The organism is Amycolatopsis sp. NPDC006131, from assembly GCF_040614175.1.
Taxonomy (GTDB): Bacteria; Actinomycetota; Actinomycetes; order Mycobacteriales; family Pseudonocardiaceae; genus Amycolatopsis_E; species Amycolatopsis_E tucumanensis.
In genome coordinates this window covers 20,663-39,354 of the sequence record NZ_JBEXTX010000079.1, presented here as the reverse complement: position 1 = coordinate 39,354, position 18,692 = coordinate 20,663, and the positions used below count along the sequence as shown (strand labels likewise).

General features: G+C 72.9%; 19 protein-coding genes. 6 read left to right on the top strand and 13 right to left on the bottom strand.

Features of this window, described 5'->3' with window-relative positions:
• Nucleotides 1-306: 306 nt before the first annotated feature.
• The 3 genes from ABZ215_RS31105 to ABZ215_RS31095 form a co-directional block, all read right to left on the bottom strand.
• Entirely contained in the window at nucleotides 307-690 is a 384-nt protein-coding gene (locus ABZ215_RS31105) for a DUF3040 domain-containing protein (protein ID WP_020423361.1), read from the bottom strand.
• 224 nt (nucleotides 691-914) lie between these two features.
• On the bottom strand, nucleotides 915-2,174 hold the full coding sequence (gene dinB, locus ABZ215_RS31100) for a DNA polymerase IV (RefSeq protein WP_020423360.1): 1,260 nt from the start codon (nucleotides 2,172-2,174) through the stop codon (nucleotides 915-917).
• A 37-nt stretch (nucleotides 2,175-2,211) separates the two neighbouring features.
• A complete protein-coding gene (locus tag ABZ215_RS31095) occupies nucleotides 2,212-2,952 on the bottom strand; it encodes a methyltransferase domain-containing protein (protein WP_020423359.1) in 741 nt (246 codons plus the stop codon).
• A 63-nt stretch (nucleotides 2,953-3,015) separates the two neighbouring features.
• On the opposite strand from ABZ215_RS31095, the gene ABZ215_RS31090 reads away from it, so the two are divergent.
• Nucleotides 3,016-3,891 (top strand): ParA family protein, encoded by an 876-nt coding sequence (locus tag ABZ215_RS31090; RefSeq protein WP_354953672.1) that lies wholly within the window; start codon nucleotides 3,016-3,018, stop codon nucleotides 3,889-3,891.
• Nucleotides 3,878-4,717, top strand: a complete 840-nt coding sequence (locus ABZ215_RS31085; RefSeq protein ID WP_354953670.1) for a DNA-formamidopyrimidine glycosylase family protein — start codon at nucleotides 3,878-3,880, stop codon at nucleotides 4,715-4,717. Before ABZ215_RS31090 ends, ABZ215_RS31085 begins: the two co-directional genes overlap by 14 nt.
• Here ABZ215_RS31085 and ABZ215_RS31080 read toward each other — a convergent pair.
• Both ABZ215_RS31080 and ABZ215_RS31075 read right to left on the bottom strand, forming a co-directional pair.
• Complete coding sequence (locus tag ABZ215_RS31080) at nucleotides 4,681-5,178, bottom strand: hypothetical protein (RefSeq protein WP_354953668.1); 498 nt, start codon at nucleotides 5,176-5,178, stop codon at nucleotides 4,681-4,683. The genes ABZ215_RS31085 and ABZ215_RS31080 overlap by 37 nt on opposite strands.
• A complete protein-coding gene (locus tag ABZ215_RS31075; protein WP_020423355.1) occupies nucleotides 5,168-5,743 on the bottom strand; it encodes a hypothetical protein in 576 nt (191 codons plus the stop codon). Before ABZ215_RS31075 ends, ABZ215_RS31080 begins: the two co-directional genes overlap by 11 nt.
• 466 nt (nucleotides 5,744-6,209) lie before the next feature.
• On the opposite strand from ABZ215_RS31075, the gene ABZ215_RS31070 reads away from it, so the two are divergent.
• Nucleotides 6,210-6,767: a GNAT family protein gene (locus ABZ215_RS31070; RefSeq protein WP_020423354.1), complete on the top strand. Its 558-nt coding sequence runs from the start codon at nucleotides 6,210-6,212 to the stop codon at nucleotides 6,765-6,767.
• A 14-nt stretch (nucleotides 6,768-6,781) separates the two neighbouring features.
• Nucleotides 6,782-7,873, top strand: a complete 1,092-nt coding sequence (locus ABZ215_RS31065) for a quinone-dependent dihydroorotate dehydrogenase (protein WP_354953666.1) — start codon at nucleotides 6,782-6,784, stop codon at nucleotides 7,871-7,873.
• Here ABZ215_RS31065 and ABZ215_RS31060 read toward each other — a convergent pair.
• From ABZ215_RS31060 to rimO, 7 genes are all read right to left on the bottom strand, one after another.
• Nucleotides 7,806-8,969 (bottom strand): hypothetical protein, encoded by a 1,164-nt coding sequence (locus ABZ215_RS31060; RefSeq protein WP_354953664.1) that lies wholly within the window; start codon nucleotides 8,967-8,969, stop codon nucleotides 7,806-7,808. The two genes, ABZ215_RS31065 and ABZ215_RS31060, sit on opposite strands and share 68 nt — an antisense overlap.
• A gap of 968 nt (nucleotides 8,970-9,937) precedes the next feature.
• Nucleotides 9,938-10,837, bottom strand: coding sequence for a hypothetical protein (locus ABZ215_RS31055; protein ID WP_237337406.1), 900 nt, complete (start codon nucleotides 10,835-10,837; stop codon nucleotides 9,938-9,940).
• Between the two features lie 11 nt (nucleotides 10,838-10,848).
• Entirely contained in the window at nucleotides 10,849-11,685 is an 837-nt protein-coding gene (gene pspA, locus ABZ215_RS31050; protein ID WP_354953662.1) for a phage shock protein PspA, read from the bottom strand.
• A gap of 254 nt (nucleotides 11,686-11,939) precedes the next feature.
• Nucleotides 11,940-12,389, bottom strand: coding sequence for a helix-turn-helix transcriptional regulator (locus ABZ215_RS31045; RefSeq protein ID WP_237337404.1), 450 nt, complete (start codon nucleotides 12,387-12,389; stop codon nucleotides 11,940-11,942).
• A 95-nt stretch (nucleotides 12,390-12,484) separates the two neighbouring features.
• Nucleotides 12,485-12,949 carry a CinA family protein gene (locus ABZ215_RS31040; protein WP_027936477.1) on the bottom strand — a complete coding sequence of 155 codons (465 nt, stop codon included), beginning with the start codon at nucleotides 12,947-12,949 and terminating at the stop codon, nucleotides 12,485-12,487.
• The gene (gene pgsA / locus ABZ215_RS31035) at nucleotides 12,946-13,575 is read right to left on the bottom strand and encodes a CDP-diacylglycerol--glycerol-3-phosphate 3-phosphatidyltransferase (RefSeq protein WP_027930904.1); all 630 of its coding nucleotides are present in this window, start codon (nucleotides 13,573-13,575) and stop codon (nucleotides 12,946-12,948) included. The genes ABZ215_RS31040 and pgsA overlap by 4 nt, the downstream gene beginning before the upstream one ends.
• Nucleotides 13,572-14,993 carry a 30S ribosomal protein S12 methylthiotransferase RimO gene (rimO, locus tag ABZ215_RS31030; RefSeq protein ID WP_354953659.1) on the bottom strand — a complete coding sequence of 474 codons (1,422 nt, stop codon included), beginning with the start codon at nucleotides 14,991-14,993 and terminating at the stop codon, nucleotides 13,572-13,574. Before rimO ends, pgsA begins: the two co-directional genes overlap by 4 nt.
• Before the next feature lie 80 nt (nucleotides 14,994-15,073).
• Here rimO and ABZ215_RS31025 point away from each other — a divergent pair, with 80 nt between their 5' ends.
• Nucleotides 15,074-15,595, top strand: a complete 522-nt coding sequence (locus ABZ215_RS31025; protein ID WP_020422104.1) for an amino-acid N-acetyltransferase — start codon at nucleotides 15,074-15,076, stop codon at nucleotides 15,593-15,595.
• Between the two features lie 113 nt (nucleotides 15,596-15,708).
• Nucleotides 15,709-16,134, top strand: a complete 426-nt coding sequence (locus ABZ215_RS31020) for a phospholipase (RefSeq protein WP_354953675.1) — start codon at nucleotides 15,709-15,711, stop codon at nucleotides 16,132-16,134.
• Here the strand turns inward: ABZ215_RS31020 and ABZ215_RS31015 are convergent.
• Complete coding sequence (locus ABZ215_RS31015) at nucleotides 16,131-18,614, bottom strand: DNA translocase FtsK (RefSeq protein ID WP_354953657.1); 2,484 nt, start codon at nucleotides 18,612-18,614, stop codon at nucleotides 16,131-16,133. The genes ABZ215_RS31020 and ABZ215_RS31015 overlap by 4 nt on opposite strands.
• Nucleotides 18,615-18,692 lie beyond the last annotated feature (78 nt).

Sequence of the window (18,692 nt, the reverse complement as noted above, 5' to 3'; positions counted from 1 at the left end):
TTGAGCGCTGCTCCCGCCACGCCCCGGAAGACCCGCCGGCGCTCAGAGCCACCTCGGCGCCGACGCGCCGGAGAACGGGGCTTGGCGGCTCACGGTCCGGGCCAGCACCCGCGAGGGGGCCTGAGCGGGGCCTGAAAGGGTCACTGTTCGGACCAGCACCGGCGCGAAGTCCTGAGCGGGCGCGCTTCGGCGCTGCCACGTCGCTGGGGCCGGCCTCGACGCGCCCGGAGCCACCTCAGCTCCACCGAGGGCGACCATGCGAAAGCGCCTACGCCCGGACGGGCGTAGGCACCTCGCGGAGAAGAACTACTGCTCTTCGAAGCGCTGGCGGAACCGCTCTTCCATCCGCTGCGTGAAGGAGCTCTTGGCCTTGGCGGCCTTGGCGCCGCCCTGTTTGCCGTCGCCCCCACCACGTCCGGACATGACCGCGAGCAGAACGCCCGCGAACATCACGACGAAACCGAACACGCTCATCAACGGCACGTCGGCGACCCACAGAGCCCGCACCATCACACCCAGTACGAGCAGAGCGACCCCGACGACGAACAGCGCGATCCCCTGGATTCGGCGGCGGCGGGCGGGCCGGCGGAACCGGGCACCGCGCACCGTAGACGCGAACTTGGGGTCCTCGGCATAGAGCTCGCGCTCGATCTGGTCGAGCAGCCGCTGCTCATGCTCGGAGAGTGGCATCTTTCCTCCTCCGGCACAGCTGTCGCGGGCGCCGGGCCGCGCAACGTCCTGGACCCAACAGACACCCCTAGTGGTGTCACTCTCCAGGATACGAGTCCTTCGCGATCAGGACTACCCGATCCCGCTCCAACCTGTGCCCCGTTTGGCTCAAATCTCCCCGCCGGCCTGGGCGCTGGTGGTCTTGCTGGGCTGTCGTCGTCCCTCTGCTCAACGTTTCACACGGCTCAGGGTTCCCCCCGAGGTGGGTCGGGGTCGGGCACGAGCAGTGACGCCGGACGCACAGCGGCAGAGCCGAACTTCGACCGCGCCACGTCCGCCGCCACCTCCGCGTCCCGCCACCGCGGCGCGGGCTGGTCGAAGGTCAGCTGCTCCGGCTCGGCCTCCCCGGTCAGCCCCTCCACCCGCACCCCGAGCAGGCGGACATCGGCCCCGGCGACCGCTTCCGCCAGCAGCGCCACGGCCGTCGAGTGGATCACCCGCGCCACGTCGGTGGCCGCGGGCAGGGTGCGCGCCCGCGTGATCGTGCGGAAGTCGGCGAACCGCACCTTGATCGACACCGTGCGGCCGCGCAGCCCGCGCCGCCGCAGGCTCTCCGCGACGCGCTCGGACAGCCGCAGCAGCTCGCGCTCCAGCACCCGCGGGTCGCGCTGGTCGGTGTCGAAGGTGTGCTCGGCGCCCAGCGACTTCTCCGGCGAATCGACAACCACGCCGCGCTCGTCGCGGCCGTGCGCCAGCGCGTGCAGGTGCTCGGCCGCGGCGTTGCCGACCGCCTTGCGCAGCCGCGGCAGCGGCGCCGCCGCGATGTCGGCGATCGTGGCCAGCCCGAGCCGCCGCAGGTTCTCCTCGGTCTTCTTCCCCACGCCCCACAGCGCGGAGATCGGCAGCGGGTGCAGGAACGACAGGGTCTGCCCGGCCGGCACCACCACCACGCCGTCCGGCTTCGCCATGCCCGAGGCCAGTTTCGCCACGAACTTCACCGACGCCACCCCGACCGAGCAGGTGATGCCGTGCTCGGCCTGGACGCGGCGGCGGATCAGCGCGGCGATGCCCGCCGGCGTCTCCCCCAGCCGCCGCAGCGCGCCGCTGACGTCCAGGAACGCCTCGTCCAGGCTCAGCGGCTCCACGAGCGGTGTCAGCTCGCGGAAGATCGCCATCACGCCCTTGGACACCTCGCCGTAGAGCCCGTGTGTGGGCGGCAGGAACACCCCGTGCGGGCACAGCCGGCGCGCCACGGCGACCGGCATGGCCGCCCGCACGCCGTACTCGCGCGCCGGGTAGTTCGCCGACGTCACCACCGACCGCGGGCCGGCGCCCGCCACGATCACCGGCTTGTCCACCAGCTCCGGCCGCGTGCGCAGCTCCACGGCCGCGAAGAACGCGTCCATGTCGACGTGCAGCAGCCCGCAGCCCGTGTCGTCCGGCGTGTGCCCCGCGCTCACCCGGAACCGCTCGTATCCGGCCGGCAGGGCCGCGTTCCTACCCATCGCGGACGAGCCTACGCAGGGGGTCCGACAATTCCGGTCAGAGCCGGGCGAGCAGGTGCAGGCGGCTGGCGAGGTCGCGCAGCGGCGGGATCGCGCCCGCGGCGGCCTCGAAGTCGGCGAGGTCGTCGGCGGTGTACTGCTCCGACTCGACCTCGCCCAGCACGTCCGACACCACGCCGTCGCCCTGGATCAGCTCGACGCGCAGTCCCGCGCCCGCCAGCAGGCCGCGCAGGCCGTCGGCGTCGAAGCGGCGCAGCAGGGTCTCCCCGTCGTCCGCGAGCACGCCGTCGGAACTGGTGAGCAGCACGTGCGCCTCGCGCACCCGGCCGCCCAGGGCGCGGTGCAGCGCCGCGGCGTGCCGGTTGGCGGCCAGCACGGACACCGCGCCGCCCGGCGCGACGATCCCGGCCAGCGCGCCGGCCACCGCGGCGGGGTCGTCGACGACCTCGAGCAGCCCGTGCGCCAGCACCAGGTCGGCGGAGCCGGCCGGGATCCGCGCGGCGAGCGCGTCGGTGTCGTCGGCGACGACGGTGATCGCCCCGCCGACGCCGGCCTCCTCGGCGCGCCGCCGCAGGGTCGCCAGCGCGTTCGGGCTCGGCTCGACCACCGTCACCCGGCAGCCCTCGGCGGCCAGCGGCACCGCCCAGACCCCGCTGCCGCCGCCGACGTCGACGACGGCCGGTTCGCTGGTGCCTCGTTCCCGCGCCCGGTCGAGCTCGGCCCGCAGTGCCCGCCAGACCGTGCCGGAGCCGCGTGCTGTCCCGGTGTCCGTTCGCATGGCGGACAGCGTAGTGAGCCCGGTCCGGGCGCTCGCCGTGGCACTCCGGCTACGCTCGACCCCGTGCACACGGTCGCCGTACTCAGCCTCAAGGGTGGTGTCGGCAAAACCACGGTCGCGCTGGGCATCGCCTCGGCTGCGCTCCGTAGGGGAGCGCGCACGCTGGTGGCCGATCTCGACCCGCAGGGCAACGCCACCGCCACCCTCGACCCGCCCTACACCGAGGCCACGCTGGCCGACGTGCTCGCCACCCCGGTCCCCGACGTGCTGCGGCAGGCCGTGGCGCCGAGCGCGTGGAGCCCCGAGGTGGACGTGCTGGTCGGCGCGGAGGAACTCGAACTGCTCAACGAGCCGGGGCCGGACGACGACAAGGTCGGCAACCTCTCCCTGGCGCTGGACGAGCTACACGAGCGCCCCCTGCGCGGCCGCCCGTACGAGCTGGCGATCCTGGACTGCCCGCCCTCGCTGGGGCGGCTGACGAAGTCGGCCCTGGTCGCCGCCGACAGCGCGATCCTGGTCACCGAGCCGACGATGTACGCGGTCAGCGGCGCGCAGCGCGCGCTGGAGGCGATCGAGCGGATCCGCGACGAGCACAACCCGGACCTCAAGGCGGCCGGGGTGCTGGTGAACCGGCTGCGGCCGCGCTCGCACGAGCACCAGTTCCGCATCGCCGAGCTGCGGGAGTCCTTCGGCGGCCTGGTGATGCCCACGGCGATCCCGGACCGGCTCGCGGTGCAGCAGGCGCAGGGCGCGTGCAGCCCCATCCACGAGTGGCACTCCCCCGGCGCCCAGGAGGTCGCGCTGACCTTCAACATGGTGCTGGCCAAGATCCTGCGCTCGAACCGGGCCGGGCGGCACCGGATCGACCGAGAGCCGCCCGCCGAGAGCACCGGCCCGATCCCCCGCATCGCCCGGACCGCGGACGATGCCCGAAGGTGACACGGTCTTCCTGGCCGGCAAGAAGGTCGAGAAGGCCCTCGCCGGCCGCGTGCTGACGCGCACCGACTTCCGGCACCCGGCGCTGGCCACCACCGACCTGGCCGGCTCGACGGTGCTCGGTGTGCGGACGGTGGGCAAGCACCTGTTCTTCCGCTTCTCGCCGGACCTGAGCCTGCACAGCCACCTGAAGATGGACGGCTCGTGGGAGATCACCCGGCCCGGTTCCCGCTGGCGGCACCCGGCGCACCACGCGCGGGTGGTGTTGGAGGCCGCGGGCGTGCAGGTCGTCGGGTTCCGCGTGCACGACCTGGAACTGCTGCCCACCGCAGAGGAGTCCCGCCTGGTCGGCCACCTCGGGCCGGACCTGCTCGATCCACAGTGGAGCGACGAGCACGAGGCCCGCGCGGTCGCGGCGCTGACGCGTGAACCGGGCCGGGAGCTCGGGCTCGCGTTGCTCGACCAGCGCGTGATGGCGGGTGTGGGCAACCTCTACAAGTGCGAGATCTGCTTCCTGCTCGGCGTGACGCCGTGGACACCGGTGTCCGAATTGGACGCGGCGAAGGTGGTCCGGCTGGCGCGGAAGCTGTTGCTGGCCAACGCCTGGCGGCACGAGCAGAGCACCACCGGCGACCTCGCCCGCGGCCGACGGAACTGGGTGTACGAGCGAACCAGGCAGGGCTGCTTCCGGTGCGGGGGCCGGCTCCGGGTCGAAGACCAGGGCCGGGACCCCCACGACGTCCAGGCGCGCCCCACCTGGTTCTGCCCGCGCTGCCAGCGCGGGCCCTCGCCTCAGCTGCGCAGCAGCTCGTTGAAGAACGTCCGGTAGCGCCGCAGCGCCAGCCGCAGGTCCTCGGTGGCGGCCTCACCGCGCTGCCACTGGGCCTCCAGCCCGTGCTTGTGGTCGGCGAAGGTCTGCGCGAGCGCCTGCATGACCTCGGCCACCAGCTGGTCGGCGTCCCGCAGCGTCCGCTGTGGATCGTCGACGAACGAGGTCTGCACCTCGCGCCAGCGGTCGCGGAACTCGCTGACCTGCTCGGGGCGGAACAGCTCGACGCGCTCCTCGCCGTCGGCCTGCCTGCCGGCCGGTTCTTCGGTCACGCCCTGGCTCGCCGCGGCCTCGGCCGGCATGGTGCGCCCGGCCGGCTGTTCGGCCATCGGCTGCGCGGGTGATCCCTGCGGCGCCGGATCCTGCTGTGCGCCTGGGGTTTCCCGCCGCGACTCCTGCTGACGCGGCGCCACCAGGTCGTCGGTGCTCAGGCCGTCGGCGGTGCGGTCCTCAGCGCGCATGGTGGCGGTCCCCCTCCTGCCCGGGGCGGACGTCGGCGTCGCCGAGCAGGTCCTCGAACACCTGCCGGTAGTGGACCATCGCCTTGCGCAGGTCCTCGGTGGACGCCTCGGTCCGCTGGTGCCCCTGCGTGATGTCGTGGGCGCGGCGGTAGTGCTCGATCGTGTCGGCGTGCTCGACGGAGAGGTCCCGGTGCTGCTGCTCGTAGCCCTCGGTCGGGTAGCCGCGCTCGGCCATCAGCGAGGTGAGCAGGCGGTCGGCCTCCAGGATGGCCGCGCCGGGCCGGTCGACGAACTGCTGCTGCACCAGCGACCACTGCTGGCGGTAGCGCTGGCGGGCGGTGTCCGGCAGCGGCCGGATGTCCAGCTCGCTGTGCCGCTTCTCCCGCTCGGCCAGGTCGCGCTCGGCGGCCCGCTTGCTCTTGCCGCCCTCGACGGCCCGCTCGTACTCGGGCCCGAACCTCTCCTGCAGGCGCCTGCGCCGCATCTGGGCGCGGGCCAGCAGGGCGATCCCGAGGATCACCACGATCGCGACGACGACGATCAGAACGACCACGGACGTGGACATCGCATTCTCTCCCGTTGGTGCGAACCAGCCCCCCGGTCACCCGATCGGGTACACCTGCCGGGGAGGCCCGAAACCCGGCATTCCGGCATGGATCGATCCAGTGCGCGGCGCGGGGGCGGGCGGAAAATTCCCCTCCGCGCGGGTGAGAACGGCCACGCCCGCCGGCCCGGAAATGCAGTTGCCGCAGGGGCACCGGCACGCCTAGCGTTGCTGGTACACGGGAAAGGAGGTGGTCCAAAGTTGTGTAGCAACGGGACTCGTGAGGTGGCTGTCCGCTAGCGGATGCCACACCCTGGACTGCTGGTGAATACCAGACAGCCACCGCCCCCCGGCGTTTCCGAGCACTGGTCCGGCTCGGGCCCGAACGGCTGACGACGGTCGGGAGTCGCGCCGGGGGTTCCCCCCAATCCCCTAATTCTCCGGGAAACGCCCCCGAAGATCGTCCGGGGCGCGCTATCCTTCGCCGGTGCTGCAGCCCGCGTACCCGCTGAAGACCGCACGGCTGATCCTCCGCCCGTTCACCAAGGCGGATCTGAACGCGCTGCACTCCTTCCAGTCCCGCCCGGACGTCACGCGGTACCTCTACTGGGAACCGCGCACCCGCGCCGAGACCGCGGCCGTCCTCGAGGACAAGATCGCCCGCTCGACGCTGACCGAGCCCGGCGAGTACCTGGCCATCGCCGTCGAGCTGATCGACACCGGTGAGCTGATCGGCGACCTCACCCTGTGGTGGACCAGCCGCGAGCACGCCAGCGGCGAGATCGGGGTCGTGTTCCACCCCCAGCACCACGGCAAGGGCTACGCCGCCGAGGCGGCCACCGAGCTGTTCCGGCTCGGGTTCGACGAACTGGGCCTGCACCGCATCCACGGCCGCTGCGACAGCCGCAACGTGGCCTCGGCGTCCCTGATGGAGGGACTGGGCATGCGGCGCGAGGCGCACCTGCGGGAGAACGAGCTCGTCAAGGGCGAGTGGACCGACGAGCTCGTCTACGCCATGCTGTCGTCGGAGTGGAAACGGCGCTGAGCGAAGATGGGGACGTGCTCTTCGACAGGCTGATCCGTCCCGCGCTCTACCGGCTCAACGACAACGACCCCGAGAAGGTGCACGAACGCACCCTCCGCGTGCTGTCCCGGCTCGCCGACGTCCCGCCCGCGCTGGCCGCGGCGCGGCGCCGGTTCGCCGTCTCGGACCCGGTGACGTTGTTCGGGCTGCGGTTCGCCAACCGGGTCGGCCTGGCCGCCGGGATGGACAAGGACGGGCGCGCCCTGGCGGCGTGGCCCGCGCTCGGGTTCGGGTTCGTCGAAGTGGGCACCGTCACGCGGCTCGCGCAGCCGGGCAACCCGAAGCCGCGGCTGTTCACGCTGCCGCACAGCGACGCGGTGATCAACCGCATGGGGTTCAACAACTCCGGCGCGGCCGCGCTGGCGCAGCGGCTGGCCGCCAAGGGGAAGCCGGACATCCCGCTGGGCGTGTCGATCGGCAAGTCCAAAGTGACCCCGCTGGAGGAGGCGGTCGCCGACTACCAGGAGTCGTTGCGGGCGCTGTACCCGTGGGCAGACTACTTCGCCATCAACGTCAGCTCCCCCAACACGCCCGGGTTGCGGGCGCTGCAGGACCGGGAGGCGCTGGCCGAGCTGCTCGCGGAGCTGGGCCGCACCGGCGAGGAGCTGGCGGCGGCGGCCGGGAAGCCGGCGACGCCGCTGCTGGTCAAGGTCGCGCCCGACCTGACCGACGACGCGCTCGCCGAGCTGCTCGAGGTGTGCGACGAGCACGGCGTGTCGGGGATCATCGCGACCAACACCACGCTGGGCCGGGACGGGCTGGCCGCGGGCGAAGCCGCGGTGGGCGCGGAGACCGGCGGGCTGTCCGGCAGGCCGCTCACCGAGCGGGCGCGGGAGGTCGTGGAGTTCGTGCACCGGCACACCGAGGGCACGGTGCCGATCATCGGCGTGGGCGGGATCTCGACCGGCGACGACGCGCGCCGGATGCTGGACGCCGGGGCGAGCCTGATCCAGCTCTACACCGGGTTCGCCCTGCACGGGCCCGGGCTGGTGCGCGGCATCAACCGAGCCCTGGCCGGTTCGCGGTCCGATGACGCAGGTAGGCCCGCCAGTCCCCGAACTCCGTGATGTCGGGGCCCGGTGCCGGGTGGCTGAGCAGGGCGGTGGCGGTTTCGCCGTCGTCCAGTTCGACCGGGCCGAGCGTCATCGGCGGCGGCAGCGCGGCCCGGAACCGCGCGAGGCTGCCCGGGGCGAGCAGCCACCGTTCGCCTCGCAGTGCCGTGCCGTCGTCGCCCGGGTGCACGCCGGCTTGGCCGTCGAGGGCGAGCATCCGGTAGCGGGGCGCGGTGCGGACCTCGCCGGTGAAGCGGGCGCCGAGGTCGCGCAGCTCGGCGTTGCGTGGTTGCCCGCGCAGGTGCGCGCCGAACACGACGAGCGCGGTTCCCGTTGCGGGGTAAGGGTTCTTCAGCTGTTCGCCGGTGAGCAGGGCGGCGAGGTCGATGAGCACCTGGTCGTCGAAGGGGCGGCCGTGGAAGCGCACGCCGTGTGCGGTGACCGCCGGGCCATCGGGCGCTGCGGGGCGCTGTCCGAGGGGGACCATCGAGGTGGCGGTGTCCATTGTGGTCACCTCCACGCCGGCGACTCGCAACTCCCCCACGGCGTGGCGCAGCGCGGTCCGGTGCTGGTGCGAGACGGTGAGCCGGGGACGTTCGCCGGCGGCGAGGCGGACGTCGGCGGGCCAGGCGCCGGGGTCGGTGATGGCGGTTAGGGCGCGGCAGCCGTCGGCGAGCGTTCCGGCGACGACGGCGCCGGCCGCGGGGAGCAGCCCGGCGGTCGGGGTGAGGCAGACGACGTCGGGATGCCGGGGTGCCTGCGTGGTGAGGGCGAGGTCGATCAGTCCGAGTGCCACCAGCTCGGCCGCGTCCGCTCCGCGGTGGGCGGTGCCGAGGACGACGGCGCCGGCCTCGGCCAGCCGCCGGACCGGATCCGCGGTGGGTGAGATGTCGTCCTCGACGGCGGCGAGCAGCCCAGCGAGCGGGAGGCCCCCGTGGTCGTCGACGGCCTTGGCGTCGACGAGGACGTCCTCGTCCGCGCGCAGGGTGGCCCACAGCTCCGGCCGGTCGGCGATCGCGATGAGGTCGAGGGCGGCGGCCACGGCACGCCGCGCACTGGCCGGCGCCGGCGGGGGCGGAGGAGGCTCGGGCGGAAGCGGCGGGTTGTCCATCCTCCGACGGTAGGGAGACGATGTTCCGCCGCGGTTACGCCGCGAGGGGCATGGTCAATTTGTCGTTAATCCGATGCGCGGCCGAGGCAGCACGCCCCCGAACGGCGGCTTGACGGCTGGCTTGCGGCTGGCTCGGGTCTCCGGTGCCGGTGGCACCGTCCCCGCCGAGCACGGCATGGCGTGCGCCGGGCCGGAGCGCGCACCGAGGAAGGTGCCGCCCGCGCCGATCAAATGAGACTCGCCACGCTGAATGTGCGACTCGCGCGGACCAGCACGGGACTCGCCGCGCCGAGCGTGCGACTCCCGCCCACCACCGCGGAACTCGCCGCGCCGCACACGGGACTCGCGGACGATCGTGAAACCCGCCGCGCCGCACGCGCCACTCCCGGCCACCACCGCGGAACCCGCCGCGTCGCACGCGCCACTCCCGGCCACCACCGCGGAACCCGCCGCGCCGAGCGTGCGACTCGCGCCCACCACCGCGGAACTTGCCGCATCGCACGCGCCACTCCCGGCCACCTACATGGAACCCGCCACGCTGAACGTGCGACTCGCGCCACCACCGCGGAACCCACCGCGCCGCACGCGCCACTCCCGCCCACCAACATGGAACCCACCGCGCCGCACGCGCGACTCGCGTCCACCACCGCGCCGAGCGCGGAACTGGCGTCCACCACATGGAACCCGCCGCGCCGAACGCGCCACTCGCGCGGACCAGTACGGGACTCGCCGCGCCGACCGTGCAACTCCCGCCGAGCAGCGCGGAACTGGCGTCCACCACATGGAACCCGCCGCGCCGAACGCGCCACTCGCGCGGACCAGTACGGGACTCGCCGCGCCGACCGTGCAACTTCCGCCGAGCAGCGCGGGACTCGCGCCCACCGACATGGAACTCGCCGCGCCGAACGCGCCACTCCCGCCCACCACCGCGCCTAACGCCGCGTCCCGTGAGCCGGTGGGGCCCGGGGTCAGGTGGAGAGTTCGCGGAGCGCCAGGGCCAGTCCGGCGAGCCGGTCGGTCGCGTCGGTCAGGAAGAGGCGCGAGTCGGCGAGGCCGTGGCTGCTCGCGGCCACCGCGCGGCCCGCCGCGGCGACCAGGGCTCCGAAGCTCTCCACCCCGTCGTCCAGCTGCTCCCGCAGCGTGGCGATCGCCGAGTCCAGCGCGGCCCGCTCGCCGGCCGGGGCCGCGTCGCGTGCCCGCTCGATCGACTGGATCCGCAGGGCCAGCGCCCGCAGCGCCGTCGCGGCCTCGGCGGCCGTCGACCGCGCGTCGGCCACCGAGTACTCCGGCACCGGCGCCGCGCCGAGCGCCGACGGCTCCGACAACTGCCGCAGCAGGTCGGCCAGCGTCGACTCGCACTCGGCGAGCCGCTGCATCGCGGGGCGCGCCGCGGAACCGGACGGCGGCAGCGGCGGCGGGGTGGTGCTGACCGGCAGCACGACCCGGTTCAGCTGCCGCAACCGCAGCGCCGAGCGCACCGACAACGTCGTGAACACGACCGCGCCGAAGATCCCCGGCGCCGCCTCGGCCACTCCGCCCGCCCCGGCGAGCCCGAACCAGCCGATCACGGCGTACAGCACGAACAGCACCGAAGCCATGATCCACAGCGTCAGCGCCCGCGAGGTCCGCTGCTTGCGCCGCGCGAGCTTCGCCTCGGGCGAGTTCCACGCGACCCACTTCGCGCGGGCCTCGTTGAGCACCGGCATCGCCTGGGAGACGACCTTCGGCCGCGTCCCCGAGCCGGACGAGCCCTGCTCCGTGTACCGCTGCAGCTTCTGCTGCGCGCGCTGCGCGTAGTCGGGCAGGCGCTCGATGTGCTTTTCCAGTTTCGCCTGGAACTGCGAGAAGTCCCGCCTGCCCGACGCCATCGCCTACCCGCTCAGGCCTGGTTCTTCTGCTGCTCGGCCTGGACGCGCGACTCGATCTCGCGCTGGATGTCCGCCGCCGGCGACGCCGCCTTCTCACCGGAGCCGGAGGTCACCTGCGCCACCGAGTCGCCCCGCATGGACGCCCGGATCTGCTCCAGCCGCGAGCTGCCCGCCATCTGCGTGGTGGCCTGCTGCACCTCGAGCATGCGGCCCTGCACCGAGTTCTGCGCCAGCTCGGCCTGGCCCAGCGCGGTGGTGTACCGCTTCTCGATCTTGTCCCGCACCTCTTCCAGCGACGGGGTGTTGCCCGGCGCGGCGAGCTGCGACATCTGGTTGAGCGAGGCCGACACCTGCTCCTGCATCTTGGCCTGCTCCAGCTGCGAGAGCAGCTTGGTGCGCTCGGCCAGCTTCTGCTGCAGCATCGCCGAGTTGCGCTCGACGGCCTGCTTCGCCTGCGCGGCGGCCTGCAGGGCCTGGTCGTGCAGCGTCTTGAGGTCCTCGATGCTCTGCTCGGCCGTGACCAGCTGGGTGGCGAACGACTCCGCGGCCACCTCGTACTGCTGGGCCTTCTGCTCGTCCCCCTTGGCGCGGGCCTCGTCGGCCAGCACCAGCGCCTGCCGCGCCGACGCCTGCAGCTTCTCGACCTCGGCGAGCTGGCGGTTGAGCTTCATCTCCAGCTGCCGCTGGTTACCGATAACCGCGGCGGCCTGCTGGGAGAGCGCCTGGTGGTTGCGCTGCGCCTCCTCGATGGCCTGCTGGATCTGCACCTTCGGGTCGGCGTGCTCGTCGATCTTCGACGAGAACGACGCCATGAGGTACTTCCAGAACTTCACGAAAGGGTTGGCCATCTCCTCCGCCTGCCTTCTAGATCCCTGCCTGGGTGTCGCCGATGGTCGCCCGGCGTCGCTCTCCCCTATCTGAGCAACGCCGCGACCCCGGGGTGGGTTCCATCGTGTCAGGTCGCGCCCGTGTGTTCCAGGCGACCCCGGGGGATTTCAGGGACGACCCTGACCGGCCTCCCCGGACCGGACGCGCGAAGGCCACCGCCGGGGCGCGCGGCGCCCGGACGGTGGCCTTCTCGTCGGATGTTCTCAGCGGGTGATCAGGCCGCGACCATCTTCGGCGCGCGGATGGTGGTGCGCAGCGACGGCCCGACCCGCTGACCGGAAACCCGCAGGTCCGACAGGTCGTTGCCGATCACGCCGTCGATGAGGCGGCCGCTTTCGAGCCGGCCCGTCGCGGCGGACGGCGCACCCGTCTTGCGCACGCGGCCCTCGCTCTCGGCGGTCTCGGGCATCGTCGGCACGTCCACGCTCTCCAGAGCCGAGATGTCGGCGGCGACGTTGCTCAGCAGCTCGGCCAGCGGCAGCTCGAGCGCCTCGCAGATGGACGCCAGCAGTTCACTGGACGCCTCCTTCTGCCCGCGCTCCACCTCGGACAGGTAGCCGAGGCTGACCTTGGCGGCGCGGGAGATGTCGCGCAGTGTGCGACGCTTGTTGGTGCGGGCATGCCGGAGCCGGTCGCCGATCGCCTCGCGCAGGAGCACGGTCATCGCGCGCCTCCCTTCCTGATACCGACCACGTTACCCAGTTCGAGCGCCTCCTCGCAGCGATTGACACGGGGATACGCCCAGGGCGAACGCCCCGATCAAGTGAGATGTTCCCCCAGCAGGTCGAGCGCGGCCGTCACCGACGCGCGCCGGACGGCCGCGCGGTCGCCCTCGAACCAGTGGGTGCGCACGTCCCGGCCGGCCGGCCCGGCGAGGCCGATGTGCACGGTGCCGGGGGCGACGCCGTCCTGCGGGTCCGGCCCGGCCACGCCGGTCAGCCCCAGTCCCCAGTCCGCGCCGCAGCGCTCCCGCGCGCCCTCCGCGAGCTGCGCCGCCACCTCCGGGTGCACCGCGCCGTGCGCGGCCAGCAGCGCCGGGTCCACCCCGGCGAGCTTCGCCTTGAGGTCGGTGGCGTAGACCACCAGCCCGCCGCGCACGACCGCGCTGGAGCCGGGCACCTCGGTCAGCGTCGCGGTGACCAGGCCGGCGGTCAGCGACTCCGCGGCGGCCACCGTCTGCCCGAGCCGCACCAGCGCGGCCACCACGGGGCGCGCCGACGTCATGCCCGGGCCGCCGCGCGCAGCCGCACGGCGCGCACGACGTAGTCGGCGCCGGTGACGACGGTGAGCGCCACCGCGAGGCCCATCAGCGCCCACTGGACCGGTAGCGCGCCGTCCGGCAGCGGCAGCAGGTAGGTCACGATCGCCAGGATCTGGGTCATGGTCTTGGCCTTGCCGCCGCGGCTGGCCGGGATCACGCCGTGCCGGATCACCCAGAACCGCAGCAGGGTCACGCCGATCTCGCGGACCGCGATCACCACGGTCACCCACCAGGGCAGCTCGCCGAGCAGGCTCAGGCCCACCAGCGCCGCGCCGATCAGCGCCTTGTCCGCGATCGGGTCGGCGATCTTGCCGAAGTCGGTGATCAGCCCGTAGCGGCGGGCGACCCAGCCGTCCACCTGGTCGGTCAGCGACGCGATCGCGAACAGCACCGTCGCGCCGATCCGCCAGCCGGTGTCTTCGCCGCCACCGGCGAACAGCGCCAGCACGAACAGCGGGACCAGGATGATCCGGGACAGGGTCAGCAGGTTCGCGACGTTGAGCGTGGGGACCGGGGTCGGCTCGGGCTCGCGGTGGGGCGGGCCGGCCTCCCCGCCCGCCTGCGCCGACTCCTCCGCCGCGGCGCTCATCTGCCGGCGTCCGGCTCGACGAGCAGGTCGACGCCCTCGGAGCCGACGACCCGGCAGCGGACCATCTGCCCGGCCTCGAGCCCGTCGCCGTCGAGCACGATGCAGGCGCCGTCGACCTCGGGCGCCTGGTGCGCGGCGCGGCCGGACACCTCTTCGTCGTCGGCCTCCTCGACCAGCACGTCGACGATCTCGCCGACGCGGTCCTCGGCGCGCTGCGCGGTCAGCTCCTCCACCAGCGCGGAGACCCGCGCGACGCGCTCGGCGACCACCTCGGGGTCGATCTTGCCGTCGTAGGTCTCGGCCTCGGTGCCGTCCTCGTCGGAGTAGCCGAACACGCCGACCGCGTCCAGCCCGGCCTCGGTGAGGAAGTGCTCCAGCTCGGCGACGTCCTCCTCGGTCTCGCCGGGGAAGCCGACGATGACGTTGCTGCGGATGCCCGCCTCCGGCGCGTACTCGCGGATCTGCTGGATCAGCGCGAGGAACGACTTCGTGGAGCCGAAGCGGCGCATCCGGCGCAGCACGGTCTCGCTGGAGTGCTGGAAGGACATGTCGAAGTAGGGCGCCACACCCGGCGTGGTCGCGATGGCGCGGACCAGGTCCGGGCGGGTCTCGGCGGGCTGCAGGTAGGACACCCGCACCCGCTCGATGCCCTCGATGCCGGCCAGCTGGGGCAGCAGCCGCTCCAGCGCGCGGGTGCCGCCCAGGTCGCGGCTCAGGTCCTTGCCGTAGGACGTGGAGTTCTCGCTGACCAGGAACAGCTCCTTGACGCCCTGGCCGGCCAGCCAGGCGGCCTCGGCGAGGATCTCGTCCGGGTGGCGCGAGACGAACGAGCCGCGGAACGACGGGATCGCGCAGAACGAGCAGCGGCGGTCGCAGCCCGAGGCGATCTTCAGAGCCGCGACCGGCGAGTCGGACAGCCGGTTGCGCAGCACGCGGGGACCCCAGCCGTGGCCGGGGATCGACACGTCCTCGGTGGCGGCGGCGCGCTCGACCGGGGTGATCGGCAGCAGCTTGCGGCGGTCGCCCGGGGTGTGCGAGGCGATGGTGCGGCCTGCCGCGACGTCGTCCAGGCGGGCCGCGAGGTCGTTGTAGTGGTCGAACCCGAGGACGGCGTGGGCCTCCGGCAGGCTCTCGGCCAGCTCGGCGCCGTAGCGCTCGGCCATGCAGCCGACGGCGACGACCTTCGCGCCGGTGTCGGCGGCGGCCAGCAGCGTGTCGACCGAGTCCTTCTTCGCCGACTCCACGAACCCGCAGGTGTTGACGACGATCACGTCGCTGCCCTCGGGTTCGTCGGCGAGCTCCCAGCCCCCTTCGGCGAGCCGGCCGGCCAGCTCCTCGGAGTCCACCTCGTTGCGGGCGCAGCCCAGGGTCAACAGGGAGACACGACGGCCGGAGGGCTCGGTGGCGGCAGAAGACACGACACTCAGGGTAGCTGGCGGGCGCGGGCGTGGCCGAACCCACCGCGACAGGCACGCCCCCGCCCCGATACGGTCGATCGGTGCACGGTGATCCTTCCCCTACCGTCGAGATCCGGCGGGCCCGGATCTCGGATGTCCGCAAGATCAAGGCGTTGGTGGACGCGGACGCGGGGCGGGTGTTGCTCGAGAAGGAGCTCGTCACCCTGTACGAGGACATGCAGGAGTTCTGGGTCGCGGACATCGGCGGCGAGAACGGTGACATCGTCGGCTGCGGCGCGCTGCACGTGCTGTGGGAGGACCTGGCGGAGATCCGCACGGTCGCGGTCGACAAGCGGATGCGCGGGCAGGGCATCGGGCACCGGCTGGTCGCGCAGCTGATCTCGCTGGCGCGGGAACTGGGGCTGCGCCGGATCTTCGTGCTGACCTTCGAGACGAGCTTCTTCGCGCGGCACGGGTTCACCGAGATCGACGGCACACCGGTGCCGAGCTCGGTGTACGAGGAGATGCGCCGCTCGGTGGACCCGGGCGTGGCCGAGTTCCTCGAACTCCCCTACGCGAAGCCGAACACGCTCGGCAACACACGGATGCTCCTGGAGTTGTAGCGGTTGCGCCCGCCGGGTGAAGTTCGCCCGGTATCCACCTTTCGGGGCTGGCGGCCGTCACCCGGCGGCCGGAAGCTGATCATGGTCGTCTGTTGATCAGCGAGGAGTCCCGGATGCGCGCCGCCGCCCGTCGTCTGCTGTCCACGGCCGCTCTGGCCACCGCACTCGTCGCCGGCGCGGGCACCGCGCAGGCGGTCGACGTCCGGTCGGTGACCGACACGTACCTGTTCGGCACGTCGCTGAGCCGGTTCGAGCAGATCCGCGCGGACCGGCCGTACGCGGCGAAGCTGGACTGGTCGTCGGACACGTGTTCGTGGTCGCCGGACAAGCCGCTCGGGTTCGACTTCTCCCCCGCCTGCCACCGGCACGACTTCGGCTACCGCAACTACAAGCGGCAGGACCGGTTCACCAGCGCCAACCGGAAGAAGATCGACGACAACTTCTACGGCGACCTGAAGACCATCTGCCACGGCGACTGGCGCTGCAACGGCACGGCGTGGACCTACTACCAGGCCGTCCGGAAATTCGGCGGCTCCTAGTCCGCTTCGCCGTCGTCGTCGGGCATCGAGCCGCCGCGGATGAGCATCAGCGTGCCCTCCAGGTCCTCCGGCTTGACGAGCACGTCGCGGGCCTTCGAGCCCTCCGACGGGCCCACCACGCCGCGCGTCTCCAGCAGGTCCATCAGCCGCCCGGCCTTGGCGAAGCCGACCCGCAGCTTGCGCTGCAGCATCGACGTCGACCCGAACTGCGAGGTGATGATCAGCTCGGCCGCCTGCAGCAGGACGTCGAGGTCGTCGCCGATGTCCGGGTCGATCTCCTTCTTCTCCCCGGCCTTCGCGGCGGTGACGCCCTCCTGGTACTCCGGCTGCGCCTGCTCCTTCGTGAAGTTGACGATCGAGGCGATCTCGTCGTCGCCGACGTAGGCGCCCTGGATGCGGACCGGCTTGCCTGCGCCCATCGGCAGGTACAGGCCGTCGCCCATGCCGATCAGCTTCTCCGCGCCCGGCTGGTCCAGGATGACGCGCGAGTCGGTCAGCGACGACGTGGCGAACGCCAGCCGTGACGGCACGTTGGTCTTGATCAGGCCGGTGACGACGTCGACCGACGGGCGCTGCGTCGCCAGCACCAGGTGGATCCCGGCGGCACGGGCCTTCTGCGTGATCCGGACGATCGCGTCCTCGACGTCGCGTGGCGCGGTCATCATCAGGTCGGCCAGCTCGTCGACGATCGCCATGATGTACGGGTACGGCCGGTACACGCGCTCGCTGCCCGGCGGCGCGGTGATCTCCCCCGACTTGACTTTGCGGTTGAAGTCGTCGATGTGCCGGACCCGGTTGGCCTGCATGTCCTGGTAGCGCTGCTCCATCTCCTCCACCAGCCAGGCCAGCGCGGCGGCGGCCTTCTTCGGCTGGGTGATGATGGGCGTGATCAGGTGCGGGATGCCCTCGTACGGCGTCAGCTCGACCATCTTCGGGTCGATCAGGATCATCCGCACCTCTTCGGGCGTCGCCCGCGCCAGCAGCGACACCAGCATCGAGTTGACGAAGCTCGACTTACCGGAACCGGTGGAACCGGCGACCAGCAGGTGCGGCATCTTCGTCAGGTTCGCGGTGACGAAGTGGCCCTCGATATCCTTGCCGAGCCCGATGACCATCGGGTGGGTGTCCTTGCCCGCCGTGGACGAGCGCAGCACGTCGCCGAGGCGCACCATCTCGCGGTCGGAGTTGGGCACCTCGATGCCGACCGCCGACTTGCCGGGGATCGGCGCGAGCAGGCGGACGTTGTCCGTGGCCACCGCGTACGCGATGTTCTTGGTCAGCGCGGTGATCTTCTCGACCTTCACGCCCGGGCCGAGCTCGACCTCGTAGCGCGTGACCGTCGGGCCGCGGGTGAAGCCGGTGACCTGCGCGTCGACGTTGAACTGCTCCAGCACGCCGGTGATCGCCTCGATCATGGCGTCGTTGGCCTTGCTGCGGGTCTTCGGCGCGTCGCCCAGCTGCAGCAGGTCGGCGGGCGGCAGCTCGTAGTCGCCCTCGACGGTCCGGGTGACCGCCATGACCGGTTCCGGCTTCTTCGGCTTCTTCTCCGGCACCGCGGCGGGCACCGGCTTCGGCGGGCGCGCCGGGGTGGGCGGCTCGGCCAGCGCGGAGTCGATGTCCAGCTGCTCGGGGTCGGCGCCGCTCGCCTGGCGGCGGCGGGACGGCTTGCGCAGCCGCACGGCCTTCGGGTCGGCCTCGGTGACCTCGTCGCGGCGTTCGGCGCGGGCCTCGCGCTGCGCCTCCTCCTCGGCCAGCTCCTCCGGGTCCAGTCCCCAGGTGCGCACCAGGTGCGGGATGTCGCGGATGCGGGTGGCGGTGAACACGAGCAGGCCGAACGCGAGCGCGAGGAACAGCAGCGGCACCGCGACCCAGGCCGTCACGCCCTGGGCGAGCAGGTCGCCGGACAGGAACCCGAGGATCCCGCCCGCGTAGCGCTGGTTCTCGGCGTCGTGCGGGCGGCCGTTGAACAGGTGCAGCAGCCCCAGCAGCGCCAGCACGCCCAGCATGGTGCCGATCACCATGCGCGGGCGGACCTCCGGTTGCGGCTCGGTGCGCATCAGGACCACGGCGGAGACCACCAGCGCCAGCGGCAGGGTGACCGCGCCGGCGCCGAAGACCGTGCGGGTGGCCAGCTCGACGTAGCCGCCGACCGGCCCCGCCGCGCGCCACCACACGCCGGCGGCGACGATCAGGGCCAGCGCGATCAGGCCGAGGGCGAGCCCGTCGCGGCGGTGCTCGGGCTCCAGCTCCCGGCCGCGGCCGACGGTGCGCACCAGGCTGCCGAGGCCCTTGGCCAGCAGGTTCCAGCCGCCGCGGACGGCCTTGCTGAACGTCCCGGCCTTCTTCTTCGGGGCGGGCTTGCGGGCGCGCGAGGCCGCGGGCCGCGACTTGGCCGCGCCGCGCGTGCTCCTGCGCGCGGTGCTGCCCTTGCCGCCGGTCCGTTTCGTGCCGCTGCTCCTCGTCGCCGCCCCGCTAGCCATGCCTCTACGGTAACCGCCTGGCCCCACCAACCCCAGGTGCCACACTCGGCACAGCGGGAACTTCGCCTTCACCGCCGG

What these genes read in the sequence shown, in the direction of transcription:
- ABZ215_RS31075 (WP_020423355.1), bottom strand. Translation starts at nt 5,743, where the DNA reads ATGTCCACGTCCGTGGTCGTTCTGATCGTCGTCGTCGCGATCGTGGTG.
- ABZ215_RS31105 (WP_020423361.1), bottom strand. Translation starts at nt 690, where the DNA reads ATGCCACTCTCCGAGCATGAGCAGCGGCTGCTCGACCAGATCGAGCGC.
- ABZ215_RS31095 (WP_020423359.1), bottom strand. Translation starts at nt 2,952, where the DNA reads ATGCGAACGGACACCGGGACAGCACGCGGCTCCGGCACGGTCTGGCGG.
- pgsA (WP_027930904.1), bottom strand. Translation starts at nt 13,575, where the DNA reads ATGAGCGCCGCGGCGGAGGAGTCGGCGCAGGCGGGCGGGGAGGCCGGC.
- ABZ215_RS31015 (WP_354953657.1), bottom strand. Translation starts at nt 18,614, where the DNA reads ATGGCTAGCGGGGCGGCGACGAGGAGCAGCGGCACGAAACGGACCGGC.
- ABZ215_RS31060 (WP_354953664.1), bottom strand. Translation starts at nt 8,969, where the DNA reads ATGGACAACCCGCCGCTTCCGCCCGAGCCTCCTCCGCCCCCGCCGGCG.
- ABZ215_RS31045 (WP_237337404.1), bottom strand. Translation starts at nt 12,389, where the DNA reads ATGACCGTGCTCCTGCGCGAGGCGATCGGCGACCGGCTCCGGCATGCC.
- ABZ215_RS31020 (WP_354953675.1), top strand. Translation starts at nt 15,709, where the DNA reads ATGCGCGCCGCCGCCCGTCGTCTGCTGTCCACGGCCGCTCTGGCCACC.
- ABZ215_RS31040 (WP_027936477.1), bottom strand. Translation starts at nt 12,949, where the DNA reads ATGACGTCGGCGCGCCCCGTGGTGGCCGCGCTGGTGCGGCTCGGGCAG.
- dinB (WP_020423360.1), bottom strand. Translation starts at nt 2,174, where the DNA reads ATGGGTAGGAACGCGGCCCTGCCGGCCGGATACGAGCGGTTCCGGGTG.
- ABZ215_RS31055 (WP_237337406.1), bottom strand. Translation starts at nt 10,837, where the DNA reads ATGGCGTCGGGCAGGCGGGACTTCTCGCAGTTCCAGGCGAAACTGGAA.
- ABZ215_RS31085 (WP_354953670.1), top strand. Translation starts at nt 3,878, where the DNA reads ATGCCCGAAGGTGACACGGTCTTCCTGGCCGGCAAGAAGGTCGAGAAG.
- ABZ215_RS31080 (WP_354953668.1), bottom strand. Translation starts at nt 5,178, where the DNA reads ATGCGCGCTGAGGACCGCACCGCCGACGGCCTGAGCACCGACGACCTG.
- pspA (WP_354953662.1), bottom strand. Translation starts at nt 11,685, where the DNA reads ATGGCCAACCCTTTCGTGAAGTTCTGGAAGTACCTCATGGCGTCGTTC.